The 15,815-nt window shown below is 53.6% G+C and carries 6 protein-coding genes; all 6 read right to left on the reverse strand.

Translation table 11 applies throughout. From position 1 onward, the window contains the following. Nucleotides 1–296 precede the first annotated feature (296 nt). Complete coding sequence (locus GSF01_RS28240) at nucleotides 297–6,359, reverse strand: immunoglobulin-like domain-containing protein (protein ID WP_159888603.1); 6,063 nt, start codon at nucleotides 6,357–6,359, stop codon at nucleotides 297–299. A gap of 323 nt (nucleotides 6,360–6,682) precedes the next feature. Then, nucleotides 6,683–9,208, reverse strand: a complete 2,526-nt coding sequence (locus GSF01_RS28245; RefSeq protein ID WP_159888604.1) for a family 43 glycosylhydrolase — start codon at nucleotides 9,206–9,208, stop codon at nucleotides 6,683–6,685. Nucleotides 9,209–9,434: 226 nt separating this feature from the next. Further along, a complete protein-coding gene (locus GSF01_RS28250; protein WP_159888605.1) occupies nucleotides 9,435–13,199 on the reverse strand; it encodes a glycoside hydrolase in 3,765 nt (1,254 codons plus the stop codon). Between the two features lie 26 nt (nucleotides 13,200–13,225). Next, nucleotides 13,226–14,092 carry a carbohydrate ABC transporter permease gene (locus GSF01_RS28255; protein WP_159888606.1) on the reverse strand — a complete coding sequence of 289 codons (867 nt, stop codon included), beginning with the start codon at nucleotides 14,090–14,092 and terminating at the stop codon, nucleotides 13,226–13,228. 5 nt (nucleotides 14,093–14,097) lie between these two features. Then, a complete protein-coding gene (locus GSF01_RS28260; protein WP_159888607.1) occupies nucleotides 14,098–14,973 on the reverse strand; it encodes a carbohydrate ABC transporter permease in 876 nt (291 codons plus the stop codon). Nucleotides 14,974–15,046: 73 nt separating this feature from the next. Then, nucleotides 15,047–15,679, reverse strand: coding sequence for an extracellular solute-binding protein (locus GSF01_RS28265; protein ID WP_159888608.1), 633 nt, complete (start codon nucleotides 15,677–15,679; stop codon nucleotides 15,047–15,049). Nucleotides 15,680–15,815: the final 136 nt, after the last annotated feature.

Raw genomic sequence — 15,815 nt, forward strand, 5'->3', positions numbered from 1 at the left:
ACGCCTCCTTAACTAGGTAAGGCCATCTTTAGTTGTAGTACTTTAGCCTTATTATCACTCATTATAAAACGCTTTCATTAGTTAGGTATACGGAGTTCCTTCGTCGTTTTTTGTAATTTTTCGTTGAATAATAAAGCTGCTGGACGAAAGGAGGTTTTTTTATTTTTAAAAGTATATTTATTTGTTCGCTGCCCATTAGAAATAAAAGCCGATCCGATCAGGCAGCATAGGGTGACATGTAAAATGCCCTCAAGCCTGCCGGTTTGGCATGGCATGAGGGCATGAGGGCATTGCAATTACTCCAAAATCATCTGGGCTATGGCCCTGAGGTCGATCAAATCCAGCTTACCGTCCTTGTTGATATCATACATGGCGGCAGCAGGCCATTCGTTGCTTGCGGAGGTGATTCCGTACCTGGCAGCCATATACCCCAGGTCGCCGATTGCGGCCGTGGCGTTTACGGAGCCCTTAAACACGACCATCGCGTTGGTCAGCTTGACAGCCTCGGACGCAAGCTGTTCCGGTGTTGAGCCCGGGTTACCGGCTACCAATTTGGCTGCAGCGATCGCCGCTTGCAGCGTATCAACGGCAGACTGCGGGTAATGCCCGTAACGTTTCGGGCTGATTTTGGCTTCGCTGACCGCTATCTCCGCTGAGGCAATGGTTTGCGGCAGTGTAGAGGCGGCAGCTGGACCCACGGTCACTTCCGCTACAGCCAAGAAAGCACCGTCAAGCGTAGCAGCGCTAATATATGCCGTTCCCGCCTTCAAGGCGGTCAGTTGTCCCGAAGCATTGACGATGGCAACCTGCTCGTTGCTGGTGGTCCATACCAAGGTCTTGTTGGCAGCGCCCGCCGGAGCTACGATGGCGTTGAGCTGCTTGCTCGCGCCAACCTCCAGCTCCACCTTGGCGGCGTCAAGCGAGACCCCCGTTACGCTGACCTCGTTGCCCGGGACTTTGACCCGCGGAACGGTCGTAAGCAGCTTATCGTATTCCGTCCGGGTCACCGGGATGACCGTACCGTGGCGAGGCCTCGCCGGAAGCTGGTAATTGGCGGACATCGTCCATTCGCCGGTAGCCAGGTTCGTCGTCTCAAAAGGCACATAGCCGCGCCCGCCGAACTCGTCGATAAACAGGTACCATTTGTTTTCCGTGTTGGATTTGAATATCGTCGGTCCTTCTCCTGCGCTGATCGAGCCTTTGCCGATCCCCTCCTTAATAGGCGTGAAATTGGCGGAGAGCACCGAGTCCCCTACTTCCTGGAAAATGAATTTTCCGTTAGGCGAGGAGGACGAATTGCCTCTTTCATCCTTCGTTAACCGGTAAATAAGACCGTCATGCTCAATCATCGTCGTATCGATAATCGAATAACCGTAATCCATATATACCGCAGGCTCCGAGAAGGTGTAGAAATCCCGGGTCGTGGCGTACATCATCTTCTGATAGGTGCTTCCGGTTCTTGTGGCGTCCGGATAAATTTTGGAGGCCCAGAACACGACATACTCCCCGCGCTGTTTGTCATACATGATTTCGGGTGCCCACGTATTGCCGGCTTCGGGCGGAGAAACCTCGACCATGCGCTGGCTCGACCAGTTGACCAGATCCGTGGATTCCCAGACCATAATCGACCGGCTGCCGCTTTGCTGCGCTCGAGTCCAGTTCCCGTTACCGTAAATTTTCAAGTCCGTTGCAATTAAATAGAACTTGTCGCCTTCGGGCGAACGGATAATGAACGGATCCCGCAGTCCCATCTCACCCAGGGAAGAAGTCAGAGCCGGATTGCCGTTATTCAACTCCTGCCAGCGCAGCGGGTCATTGCCTTGGCTTAACGCAAAGTAGATTTGCTCGCCGTTCGCCGTACCTTCACCCGTAAAGAAAGTAAACGCGTAGCCTTGGTACGCCTCGGCCTTCGGCAGCTCACGAACCGTGGCCACGAAGCCCTTGGTCATCGAGACATTGTTCAGCGAAATCGTAGCCGTCAGCTTCACTTGCTTGTCGCCGCCGCTCGCAGGTCTGGTTACTTCTCCCGTTGCGGTGATCACGCCAGGCTGCTCAGAGACCCACACAATCGTAGAACCGTTCGCTCCCGATACCGGCAGCGTCAGATTGCCCCTGACATCGTGAATATTGTGCACCTTGAGCGCCTGGGCATCCCACAGGACGGCGTCCGTATCCTTCGGCTTGCGAACGACGACTACTGTAAACGACTTGTCGAGCGTATGGGCGCCATCGGATAAGGTGGCCGTCAGGACGACCGTGCGGTCCCCCTGCTCATAGGCGGGGCGGTTCACGACGCCTTGGTTCGTGATGACCGTCTCATCCTGCGACGCCCAAGTAATGACTGCTCCTCCCTCTCCAACCGCAGGCAGAGTAAGATTCGTCTTGATCGCATCCTTGCTTGCATTCGCTCCGAGGATCGTCGCATAATCAAGCTTGCTCGCCGCCTGCGCCAGACTCAGCGCATTCAGCTTTCCGATCTTCAGGTCGGCAGCCTGCTTGAGAGCGCCGACTTGAGCGCTTGTGAGCGCCCCGTTGTACACTTGGAAATCGGCGATCATACCGCCGAAATACGGATCCGCCGCATAGAACGAGCGTCCGATATAACCGCTACGGCCGGTTCCGTTATGGATTTGCTGCAGCGTGTATCCGTTGGTCGAGCCGGTTCCGGCCTCTACGCCGTCCACATAGAACGTAATCTTCTGCTCGGTACCCGAAATAACCGTCGTTACGAGCTTCCATTCGTTCGTCTGGAGAGCTGCGGTCGAATTCGCGCCTGCTTCATTGTTCCAGCTCGTAATGCCCAGCCCCGTGCGCGCCACATTGCTTCCGCCTCTTGGCGTCACGAACAAATACTTGTTGCTATCCTGTCCTAGAGCGAACATCCATTCATTCGTGCTGGCGCCCTTCCAGTTCACCAGGGAGGAAACCGTAACGTCCGTCAATCCGTTCAGCACTCCTGCTGGTATCTCGATATAGGAGCTTGTTGAACCGCCCTGGAAGCTTAGAGCGCCCGCTTCCCCTTGGTGAAGCCACTCGGCGTTGCCGGGATTGACCCAATTGCCATGGAAAGCGCCCTTCTGATCCTTAAGTACGGCTCCGTCTATATCCTTCATATCATAATGCAGAAGCAGCTCCGCGTGAGCCGGATTTGTCCCATCCGGAGGAGGGACTACTTCATCCGCTAGTACGGCAATATCCGCAGCGCTCAAGGCCCGGTTGTAAATCCGGAAATCATCGAGCTTCCCGTCGAATAAGCCGTGCGCCGAGTTCCACGATTTCCCCAGGTAGTTCATCGCGGTATCCAGGAGCATTCGTGGCTCTACATTATACGTCGAGCTTCTCGATACCTCTACGCCGTCCACATATAAGACCGCGTCGAAATTATCCAGCGTAATCGCCGCATGATGCCAAGCCTTGGCGGCCGGTGTCGTGCTGCGCACCGCATACTTGTAACCTGCTCCAAGCGTCGAGGCTTCATTCGCGAACTTCTCGGTAAACGGCGTCACGATCGCATACTCCAGATTGCCTGTGTCGCCTTGCGTGCTCAGGTACATCGTATTCCGATTCACTGCTCGGCCCGTCGGCGAGGAGAAGTCGAACAGGCGTTGATTCGGCTTGTTCACATCGGCCTTGAACCAGGTGGAGACGGTCATTTTCTCCAGGTTCAGGTTCTTGATCAGGTTTTTCGGCAGCTCCACATATCCCGTCGAGCCGTCAAGCTCTATGGAGGCGCCCCTTTCGCTTACTCTGTCGGTCTGGTTCATCTGCGCGCCGCCCCTCAGCTGGGCATCGAAGCCGTTGCCCGACACGTCCTTGACCGTCGTTCCCGACATGTCCTGCGGATCGAACGTATAGTGAACGACAGGTGCTGCGGAAGGCGCCGGCCCCGCAACGCCGTACTTTGCCTGCAAGGCTGCATATTCCGCAGCGGTGATCGGGATGACCGTGCCGTGGCGCGGACCGGGCGGAAGCGCATAAGAGGATTCCAGCAGCAGATTGGTTTTGAACTGCTCCCCGTCCTCCAGATTCGTCGATACCCGAACATGATAAGGCCATGAATCGAGGAACATATACCATTTATCCTCATGGATATCTTTAAATACCGTAGGTCCCTCGTTATTGCCGGCATGCCCGATCAAGCCCTGGTTGCCGCTTCGCGTTCCGGCTATCGGCTCGAACTGAAAGCCGTTGGCCGCAATGCCGTCCTTGTCATAGGTGATGCTGTTCGCCTTTTCATAGTACAGACGGAAATTCACTTCCGACTTGGTGAACCGGTACAAGGTACCGTTATGTTGAAGCATTGTCGTATCAATCGTCGGGAACGCCTCGTCTATGAACACTTTAGGCTCGGAGAACGAGTAGAAATCGCGTGTCGTCGCATAGTACATGACATTATATTGGCCGTTCGGACGACCGTTCGCGTACTTGCCGTAGGTGTCCTCCTTCTTCATGGAAGAGGCCCAGAATACGACATACTCGCCCGTTTGTTCATCATAGAAGGCTTCCGGAGCCCAGGTGTTGCCGCCCTTCTTCGGAGCAACCTCTACCATTCGCTGCTCGCTCCAGTTGACGAGGTCCTCCGATTCCCAGATCATTATGTAATGACTGCCCGTAATTTGCGCCTGGTCGAAATTGGTGCTTTCCCCCATCTTCAAATCGGTGGCAAGCAGGAAAAACCTGTCTCCCTCGGGAGAGCGGATAATGAACGGATCGCGCAAACCCTTTTCTCCAAGCGTAGACTTAATGACCGATTGGCCGTTATTCAGAGCTCTCCACTTCAATGGATCCTGCGCCGTGGCAAAAGAAATTTCTTCTCCGCCTTCATACTCGCCTGTAAAATAGGCAAAGAAATACGCGTCGTAAGTCAGAGGCGCGGGCTTCTTCTTCACCGTAAGCACGAACGTTTTTTGCGCGGAAGCGCCGCCCTTCGTCGCCGTTGCCGTCAAGGTGACCGCGGTATCCGCAGCCGGGCGAACGACCTTCCCGAGCAGCGCCGCCTGTCCCGCCGCCTCGGAGGAGCCTAGCACCACGGCCGGATGGCTGGACGTCCAGGTGATCGCCGTGCCGTTTTCCCCCACGGAAGGAAGTCTGATGTTGCCCTTAATATTGTTCATATTCGGGATCGTCAGCTTCGATACGTCATATTGGGCTACGCTATCGTCGGAGAACTCCTTCAGTACCGTGACCGAAAATACTTTCTGAGCCGTCTTTCCTTCATACGATAAATGTGCGGTCAGCTCCACCTGCGCATCCTGCTGATGAACCGCTGGCCGCGTCACCTTGCCGTCGCTGGCGATCACTGATGTGTGGCTGGAGCTCCAGGTGACGGCGACGCCGTTTTTCAAGCTCGCCGGCAGCGTCAGGCTCTTCGTGAGCTGGCTTGCGCTCGTAGCGCCTGCGGCCATAAATGCGCTGAGCTCCAATGTATGTTTCGCGTTATCCAGCGTCAGCTGATGCAGCTTGGGAATCGCAGCTGCCGCTTCGTTATACAGGGTGGTCACTTCCTGCTCCGTGAAAGCCCGGTTATATACGCGGAAGTCGGCTATATTCCCTTTCAGATACGGATCATTCTGGAAGATGGACTTGCCGAGAAAGCCTGAAAAGCCGGCGCTCGCATCAATAACCTCGGAAAGCTTGATCCCCTTGGCCGAACCGGATGTCGCCTTAGCGCCGTCCACGTAGATCGTAATCGTATCGGCAGCTTCCGAGAAGACGACGGTTACGAGCTTCCATTTGCCGGGCTGCAGCATGGAAGGGCCCGGCACAAGCGCTTCGTTTCTCCAGCCGGACTTGGATATTCCCGATGCAATAGGCTTTGTCGTATTGTTGCTTCCATGACGGGGCGTAGCAAAAAAGTATTTATTTCCGGTTTCGATGTTGCTGTGAACCGTCCCGAAGCCGAAAAACCAACGGTTCGCGCCGTCATCCTCCCAGTTGACCAGAGCCGATACCGTCGAGGCGTTCAATCCATGCAGCACATCGGCTCCGTTCGCGCTTTTCGGGATTTCGACGTAAGCGCTGCTGCTGGCTGCCGCTCCTCCGTTAAAGCCTACGAAGCCAACCTCGCTGTTTTTCACCAGCTGGCCGTTAGCCGGGTTCTTAAACCTGCCGTCGAACTGCCCATCGCCGGAGACGTCCTTGAGCTTGATTTCCCCGGCGTGTTCCTCCGTCGTTTTCATATCGTAGTGAAGCACAAGCCCATTGTCCGCATAAACGGCCTTGTATACGGATTGGGTGACCGATGCGCCTGCTCCGGCACTATTATCGGATCCGTCGGCATAGGAAACTCGCGGCGTGATACCCGCGAAGCTACCTAAGGCGATTATAAAAGTTAAGAACATGTTCACATATCGTCTCATGACGCCCACCTGCCCCGCTGAATAATGTCCAAGCTCCTTCTAAAGCCAGTACTGCCTGTCGTGAAACGGATGATGGCAACCGTTCCTATTGACACCGCTTACATAGGACATGCTTATTATTCGTCCTAATAGCACCCCTGTCTATTTGTTTTTTGCCCAGGTAAGCCTAGCTTTAGTTTAAAGTTAAATCTATCCGCACTCCATGTGTTTTTTTTTTAATTTATTATAATTTTTTGTGCAAATTTCGGGTAATAGCCTGAACCGGTCTACATGAAAACTGCCCCTTGCGACGACAAGGGGCAGCCTTTATCCCGCCTACGGATCTAGTTCAGAATCAAACTCGCAACAGCTCTCAAATCAACAATGTCAATAGCACCGTCCTGGTTCATATCCGCTTTCTTGTAAATAGCGGACCAGTTCGGGTCATTCGACGTTCGGCCGTAATACGAGGCGATGATCGCCAAATCCCCGACGGTCACCTTGCGGTCGCCGTTCATATCTCCCGGGATCGAAGCGGTGCCGATCTGTACGCTGTAGCTGCCTCCGGCTGCGGTTGCTTCCTTGCTGCTGTCATCCCCGAGCGTCACGTTCGTCAAAGCCAGCGTAGCGGAGCCGCTTGAGGAAGCCTTCGACCTCCAGGTCAGCTTGATCAGCTCTCCATTCACCTGATGGCCGGGGAGGATGCTTGCCGCGATGATTCTCACTGTGCCGTCCGGGATAGCGGGCTGTGACACGCTGAGCATACTCCACCCCGCGTCAACAGATTGCGCGTCTACCAATTCCAGCTGATGCGGATCATAAGCGATCGTCACATCCTGCGCATAAACGTTCGACTTTGCGCCGCTCAGTGCATAAGTCACATCAAAAGACTGGCCGTTCGTAACGCTGTCCGGTCCCGTTAATGAAGCGCTCGTGTTGACCGGACCGCCCGGCACGCTGACAGGAGCAATTCCCGCAAGCGTCGGCACGATCGGCTTCATGCTGCCGTCTGCGTTAAACTCGATTTTATCGATCGCTACCTCGCGGTTCATCCCGTCTCCATGCGGAATCGCGAAGCGGTGGTAGACCGCATAGTACTCGTCCTTGCCCGGAACTTGAACGACGGAATGATGTCCGGTTCCTTTGATTCCAAGAGACAGGTCCTTCTGCAGAACAATTCCTTTGTTCGTGAACGGACCCATAGGCGAATCGCCGATCGCGTAAGCCACTCGGTAATTTTCGTCCCGGGTGTCGTTCTCAGACCACATCAGATAATATTTTCCCTCGCGCTTGAAGACGAAGAAGCCTTCCCGGAAACCGCTTGGCGTTATATCCTTCACTGGACCGTTTAACGAAATCATATCGTCATTCAGCTTGGCGACATACCCGCTTCCGTTGCCGAAATACAAGTAGGATTGACCGTCATCGTCGGTGAACACCGCCGGGTCGATCATCTGACCGCTGAAGCTGCCTTTGGCGACCAGCGGCTTGCCGAGAGGATCGGCAAACGGCCCCGTAGGCGAATCCGCCACCGCTACCCCGATATTTTGCGCCCCGCTGAAATAGAAATAGTACTTGCCGTTCTTTTCGGCAGCCGCAGGCGCCCAAGCATTGCCCGGCGCCCAAGTCGTATCCCTCGGCAGATCGAGAATCACGCCGTGGTCCGTCCAGTCCACCAGATTATCCGAAGAGAATACCTTGAACTTGGAGCTGGACCAGCCCGGAAAACCGTCGGTTGTCGGATAAATATAGAATTTATTATCGAACACGACCACATTCGGGTCCGCATACAAGCCTGGAAGTGCCGGATTGTTGTAAAGCTTCGCTTCCACCGTCCACTGCTGCACTTTGTTGTCCTTGCCTGTCACCGTGTACGTCACCGGATGCGTAAAATCCTGAACCGATCCGGATGCGGGGCTAATCGTCGCGCCCTCCGACAAGGTAAAGCTTGGCGCCAGCTTGGTCATGTCGCTTCCATGCTGGATGACCATCGTTATTTTACGAGCATCCGCATTCATCAAAGCCTTCGTTCTCTGCTGCGCAAGCTCGACATTCAAGATCGCCGCCGTATTTCCAGACAATGAGAGGATGTCGGAAGCGCTCAAGGCCGTATTATAAATGCGGAATTCGTCGACCTCTCCGGCAAAATACGGGTCGGGGTAGAATGATTTCCCGATATAACCGGAGTAATCATTCGTTGCCTTGTACAAATCGGACGGCTTGATCGTAACGTTCGTATTGCGCCCCGCCTCAATTCCGTCGATATACAGCACAGCCGTCTGCGTATCGGAATTCAGGACGACCGCCACATGCTTCCACACGTTCGCAGTCAGCGGAGCCGGGGCCCCAAACCTTTGCTCGGCCGTGTAGCCTTGACCTGAGGACGCACTGTTCACATTCGTAATGGCCGCATTCATCGCGCTGCCGGTCGACGGCGTTGCAAACAAATACTTGTTGCTGTCGATACCTAAGGCATACAGCCATTGGTTAATTGCTCCACCGTTCCATTTCACGAACGCAGAGACGGTCATATTCGTACTGTCCTTCAAAATTCCGTTTGGAATCTTCACATAGGGCGCCGTCGCCGAATTGGATGCCCCGCCCGACATTTTAAACGATCCTCCGTTGACGCCGGTCCCGAAGGCAGGCGTGTTCACATAAGTTCCATCGAACCCGCGCCCGGACGAATCAACTACGGTCGAGCCGCTTGTTTCGTCAAATTTATACCATAGGAGCAAATTCGGGGACGCGTCCGCTGTTAAAACCGCATGTTCCGCTTCGGCCCCCTCCACCGCATTCACACTTGCTGCGCTGAATAGACAGCCGACTGCCATCGAGGAAGCCAAGAGCATCTTATACATACGTTTCATCAATTTGCTAACCTGCCTCTCCTTATTCCATTGTCCTTCGCACCATGTAAGCACTTACATCCCTACTTGACTTCCATAGTACTTGACAGGGCAGAACGCTTCAATGGAATTTCTTTTGTTGAAAAGTGTACTTTCTTTAGTTAGCAAAAAAACGTCGCCCAAGCCGAGGTATAGAGTCCTAGTGCTTGGGCGAGTCATTCATTATGGCGCAGCAGCTTTGTCCGGTTTATTCAAGAATTCGCTTGGCGAGCCAGGCAAGGTCTACAATATCGATGACCCCGTTCCGATCCGTATCGCAGTGCAGGAGCAGCTCCCACTCGGCATCGTTCATGGTTCTCCCATAATGATGGGCGAGTATAGCCAGATCGGCGACCGTGAGTTGATTATCGTGATTCAAATCACCGGCTATGGTTACAAGGACGCCGGATGCCGCTCCCGCAAGGCTCGTTTCTACCCCATGGCCGTCAGAAACGATGACCTGACTGGCCGTCATGTTAGACATGCCATGGGCCGCATCCTGCTTGACACGGAAAGATAGCTTGATCCGTGCATGGCCTTCATTCCCCTGGTTATTCCCCAGACGGGCGGCAAGCAATCGAAGCTTGCCGGGAGTATGCTTATAACCAAGAACGGCAAATGCCGACCCCGGCATCGATTCGGCTTCTATAAATTCCATGCGGCCTTCATCGAATTCAATAATAATATCTTGCGCAAAAACTGCCGCAGCGGCTTCGCTTAACCCATAGATCAAATTAAACGTTTGTCCGGTGAATACCGCGGTCGGAGCCGTTAACTCGGCGGCAAGCTCCGGCTGCGGCTTCGAATCGGTAACCAATCGCACTTGATAGGCGGAAGAGCTTTGTCCGTCTTCGGAAGTCACCAGGATCGTCGCCGCCCCAGGCAGCGAGGCCGGGTACTGAACCAGATACGACGCAAACCAATCGGTCGTGGAAACGCCGATCACCGGCACCTGGGTTGTTGAATCAGGCAGCACTACGGTATAGCTGGTTACATCCGAATGGAACTCAGGTACCGCCTGACCGTTAACAAACAGGTTATCAGCCGATGAATCGTTGCCAAGCACGGGAACAAGACCGTTGACTTGCATTTCTGTAATGGCGATGCACTTGCTGCCGGTAGAAGTCATATTCACTCTCAGCTTGGAGGTGCTGATCTCATCGAAAGAAATCGTCAAATCCATCTGCACGCTGCTTCCCGATACGGCGGTTCCCGGAATGGCAACCCAGTCGGTGCCGTTCCAGCGCTGCAATTCGAGCGAAGCCGGAGCTCCGCATCCGTTATCGCTGTAAAATTGCAGCCGGGCTTCATGAATCAGCCGCTCTGTCCCAAATTCAATCCCTGCCCAATCCTGGGCTCGCACGCTTCCGCTCACCCAATTCGTCCAGCGATTTTTCGGATTATCGTTTAACGAAACGATGCCGTCATTCAGATGCGCCGCCTGGTCATAAGCGCTTGTAAAGGAGGCGATCACGGCAGGATAAGTCTGATTCGGTACGGAAAGCGCCACATTTCTCTCCATGCGGTTCGTGACCTGAACCCGAGCGGCTGCCGTCAAGCCGCTTCCCGGCACAGTCCCCTCGACGCTAAACTTGTTAATCGCCGCATACAGCTCCGAGCTTACCTGCGGCCAGCTGACGGGAATCATTCCTTTAGCCCCGCTCTCGAACGTTACCGGCGCCAGATTCGGTAGAGCCGGCGGCTGATGAATGACGGTTTTCAACAGCACGGATTCAATCGCCGCCACACTCTCTACTTGAATGACAGCCGTTGCCTTCAGCGCCGTGCCGGGTACTGCGCCTTCCACGGTAAAGCTGCCCTTCTGCTTCAGCTGGTCCGGATCGATCGCGTCCCATTGAACCGCTGCATTCGTGCGCGTCCCGTCATCTTTCACGGTGACCACCTGATCGGGAAGTGAAGGCATCACTTCCACAGGGGTCGTCATCTTGATGGGCGGGATTTGATCCACGACAGCCTCCCTGACCAATCTCCAGCTTTGATTGGCGCCGCCATTGGCCGCATAGGCTCCTGCTTTGGCGCCGTTGGTTGTAGAGAAGCCGCCGATTTCGAGCAGGGTGCCGCTCTCCCGATTAATGATCGTATACTCGCCATTGCCGAACGTAGAGAAGATCCACTGCTGCGAAGCGGCATTCGTCCATTCGGATAGGACGCCGATACCGTTCTGGACACCGAACACTTGACCGCTTGACGCATGGACGATCTTAAAGGAGGCGGTCGCCTCGTACCCGGCGGTCAGCTTTTCCAATCTCCAGCTTTGATTGCTTTGGGCTGCCGAGCTCGGCTGCTGCACGACGTCGGAGAAGCTTGCGCCGGACGCCGGGATCGCCTCCAGTGCTTTACCGCTATGCTTGTTCACCAGTCGATATTCACGGCTTGCAAGAAGCGGCATTTTGGACGTATCGACGCCAGACACCCCGGTAAGGACAAAGGTAGTTACGGATTCCGGCTGAACACCGGCGCTTAGAACCCCATTGCGAACGGCGATCGCTTCCTTCTGAGCAAGGTTGTCCTGGGCCGACGTCACATAAGGAGTCGCCGAAGCCGTGGCAGCTATAGCTCCGAAGCGATTCAAATCAATCTCCAAGCTTTCCTGGGACGTTGAACCGTTCCGATATACGATAACCGCTTTATCGCTGTTAGGGTCGATGGCAGCTAGCGTATCCCCATTATCCGAAGCAATCACGCGGTAGCCCGGACGTATGAACTTGCTATAGTTCCCCATGGTGTAATACTTCTTGTTGTAATTCACTTGAACCTGACCGGGGTCCTGAGGAGCGAAATCGACCTGAATCAATCCCCAGTTCATATTCTCATGCTGGGCATCCATATTCACGCTGTCCTCGATAGCCTGCCATGTCACCCATGCTCTCGGCTCCAGTTGGCGGATATCGGTCGTAATCCGCTCCGCAAGAGCGAGACCCGGACGAATGTCATTGAAGTTTTGCGGAATCCCGGACGGACCGATGTCGACCTCCGACATCCACAGATTTTTACCCGAGCCCTTGGCTATATCCCTGACGGACGTCCGCTTGGAGCCGCCATAGGTATGCGTATTCAGCCTGCCGATGTCCGCCTTCGTCTCCATGGTATACTGGCTCCAGTTCGTTACGAAGGTATCCAGACTGGATTCATCCATGGCCGCAATCGTCGTATTCAGCCCCCGCTGTACTAACGCCATGCGAGCCTCCGTAATCATTCTCGACTGCTGGGCCGGATTCCAGTGGGAGCCCTCCTGTCTGCCCCCCTGCTTCCAATAGTTTGTATTCGGCTCGTTGACGGGAGATAACGTTTGAAACTCTACGCCCATCGTTGTTTTGAAATAGTTAACGACCTCCGCCAGGTAGCCGGCGAAAGCTCCGTATTGATCATCCTTCAAATTGTTTTCGGTAGCGACCGCGTTGCCCGAGACGTATCCGCTTTTCGTCATGAAATAGGGCGGGGAATTGGAGAACGCTTCAAACTGTGTAGCGCCTCTTTCCTTAGCGGCCAGCACCCACCATAGCTGATTTTTATCCTTGGTCCAGTTCCAGTGATTCGGATTGCCGGGATCCCACCAATTTTCCGTGCCGGGCGCTACCTCGGCAGGCCGGTTCCAGTAGCCGGGCACCGCGCCTCCTTTACGCATATACGGTGTCGTTTCAGGCGCATCCTCGCCTCCGATATTATACCGGGCCACATTAAACTCAAGGCCTTGCTGCCCGTACAAAGCATCCGCCAATTCTTTTTTCTTCGCCTCGGGCCATCCTCCCGTGATGTTGGCGAACCAGACGAGCGCCGTACCGAAGCCTTCGAACGGCGCATGCTGGTAGCTTGGATCGACGCTAATCAGCTTGGGAGGAGTCGCGGCAGCCGGGGCCATCACGTTCTCAGCCGCAGCTATCGAATTCGGCGCGATCCAGCCTGAGCAAAGCGTTGCCAGGCATGCATATATCATGCTTTTTCTAAGCTTCATTTCATAAGCCCTCCTCATGTACATGGTTAACCTTTAATCGATCCCTCGGTAATCCCGGAGAATATGAATTTTTGCATAAACAAATAAATAACGATGGTAGGCATCAGAACGATCAGGATGGCTGCCGAAAGCTGGCCATAATCCGAGGAACGCTGGCCGACAAAGCTCATAAGCGCCGTCGACAGCGTATGAAGCTCCTTGGAGGGCATATACAAATAAGGGATGTACATATCGTTCATAATGTCTACCGATTTAATAATAGCGAGCGTTGCCGAAGCCGGGAGCAACAAGGGAAAAATGATTCGGAAAAAAATGTTGAAATACGAGGCTCCGTCGATCATGGCGCTCTCGTCCAGCTGATTTGAGATCTTCTCGATAAACTGCAGAAAGATAAAAATTTGCAATAAATCCGTACCGGCGTAAATGAGCAATGGCGCGAAGATCGAATCGTACAAGCCTAAAGCTTTAATAATCTGAAATCGCGAAACTTCCGTCGTGTAGAACGGAATAACCATCGCGACGACAAACATCGCCATAATGACCCGCTTCATCCGAAATTGAAACCGGTTCAAAATATACGCGGTCATCGAACCGAGAATCGTGTTCAGCACAACGCTCACCCCAACAAGGATCGCGGTGTTTTTGAAGCCGGTCAGCATATTTCCTTTCTCAAAAGCGGTCTTTACATTTACAAATTGCCAGGTGGATGGCAGCGCAAGCGGAGAAGAAAACAGTAGATCCTGCTTGGATTTAAAAGCGGTCAAGCCTGTAATCCCGAGTGGGAACAGAACGATCAGGCTGATGATCCCGAACAGCAGATAAACTGCGGTCAACGAGACGGTAGTTCGTACCTTTTGCTTGACGATAGCGGCTGCGGGAGAGGTTGTCTTCATTACCGTTACTCCGTCCTCCCTTTAAATAATTGGCTTTGAAGGTAGCTGAACACGATAATGAGCACCATCAAAATAACGGCCAATGCGGAAGCGAGCCCGTAGTTGTTATACTTGAACGCCGTCTGAATGGTATACACCGTAAAGGTCGTGCTCGCCATACCCGGGCCGCCCTGCGTCATCAGAAACGGAATATCGAATACCTGCAGCGCCCCGCGCACGTTAAGAAACAGCACGATCTCGATCACCCTGCTGATTCCCGGCACCGTGATGTAACGAAACCTTTGGAACGGTCCCGCCCCATCGATAATCGCCGCTTCGTACAAATCCTTCGGAACGGATTGGAGTCCCGCCAAAAACAAAATGACGTGAAAGCCGCTGAATCGCCATAGGGACACGACAATGAGCGAATAATTGACGATTTCCGGAGAGCTCAGCCAATTCCGCTTCAGTGCCTCCATGCCGATCCATTCGAGCAGCCCGTTCCATGGTCCGTTAATCGGGTTATACAAATAGCTGAATATATAGGCCACCGCAACCCCATTCAAGATATAGGGTAAAAAGACAAGCGAACGGAAAAAAAGGCTGCCCCTGATTTTGTTGTTTAAATAGACGGCAACCATAATTTCCAGCGGAATAAAAAGGGCGTGAATGATAAAATAGCGGAAATTGTTGAACAGCGCCTTCCATACCGCATCGGTTTGCATCGCAACGGCATAATTTTTGAGCCCTATGTAGCTGAAGCTCTTGGAGACGCCGTTCCAATCCGTCAGGCTGAATTGGAACAATTTAATCGTCGGATAAATCAGGAACAGCAGCAGCAGCGCAACCGGTATGAATAAAAACGAGACGACGACGATTTTTTTTTGCAGCGTATAGCTCATCCGTACTCCTCCGCAGCGTAAGCCGGAGAAGCTAATCCATGCTTCCCCGGTTTATCGCTTCTCTCATTTTCGTTTACTTGTTGTTTTTGGCCTTTTCCCACTTCGTATTCAGATCCTTGGCGATATCGGCAACCTTACGGCCGGACATCATCTCCTGGCCCAGCGCTTTCACATCCAGCTGAATCGAATTGGACAGCTCCGTATAAGCCCCGTCGCCCGGAATATAAAGGAATGGGGCCGGCTTGTATTGCTCATTGAACGCTTTCAGGAACGGCACGTTGGCCTCGACACCCTTGAACGTGGAGCCCAGCTTAGCCTGATCCAGGTAGGTTTGGTACACCTCAGGCGAATAGAACCATTCGATAAAAGCCTTGGCCTCGTCCTGGTGCTTCGAGGAATTGCTGATCCCGTAGAAATGATCCGTGAACGTCATCAGCTTGAGCGGCGTATCCTTCGTTTGACGGTATGGCATCGGGAATGCGGCCAGATCGTCTGCGCTGCCGACCTTGGATTCGTACGTGGGAAGGAACCAGAGACCGGCCGCGACAACAGCCGCTTTCTTCGAAACGAAGAGATCCGTCGCTTGATCCCAGCCGATACCGAGAGGATCCGGGCCCATGACGCCGGCATTATAGAAATCGGCAATCTGCGAAAAGCCTTTGTAGAAAGGCGTTCCTTCCCCGAACGGAGCATTGGCTTTGGCCATATCGCTTAAATAGGGCTTGCTGAACAACTCAATTTATAAAGCGCAATGTGTTAAATCGAAAAAGGGTGAAAAAAACGAAAAAGAGACTCCGAAGTCGCTTCTCCAGATTCATGACTAAGAATTGGATGGCGATTAC

Source organism: Paenibacillus puerhi, from assembly GCF_009846885.1.
GTDB classification, from domain to species: Bacteria; Bacillota; Bacilli; order Paenibacillales; family NBRC-103111; genus Paenibacillus_G; species Paenibacillus_G puerhi.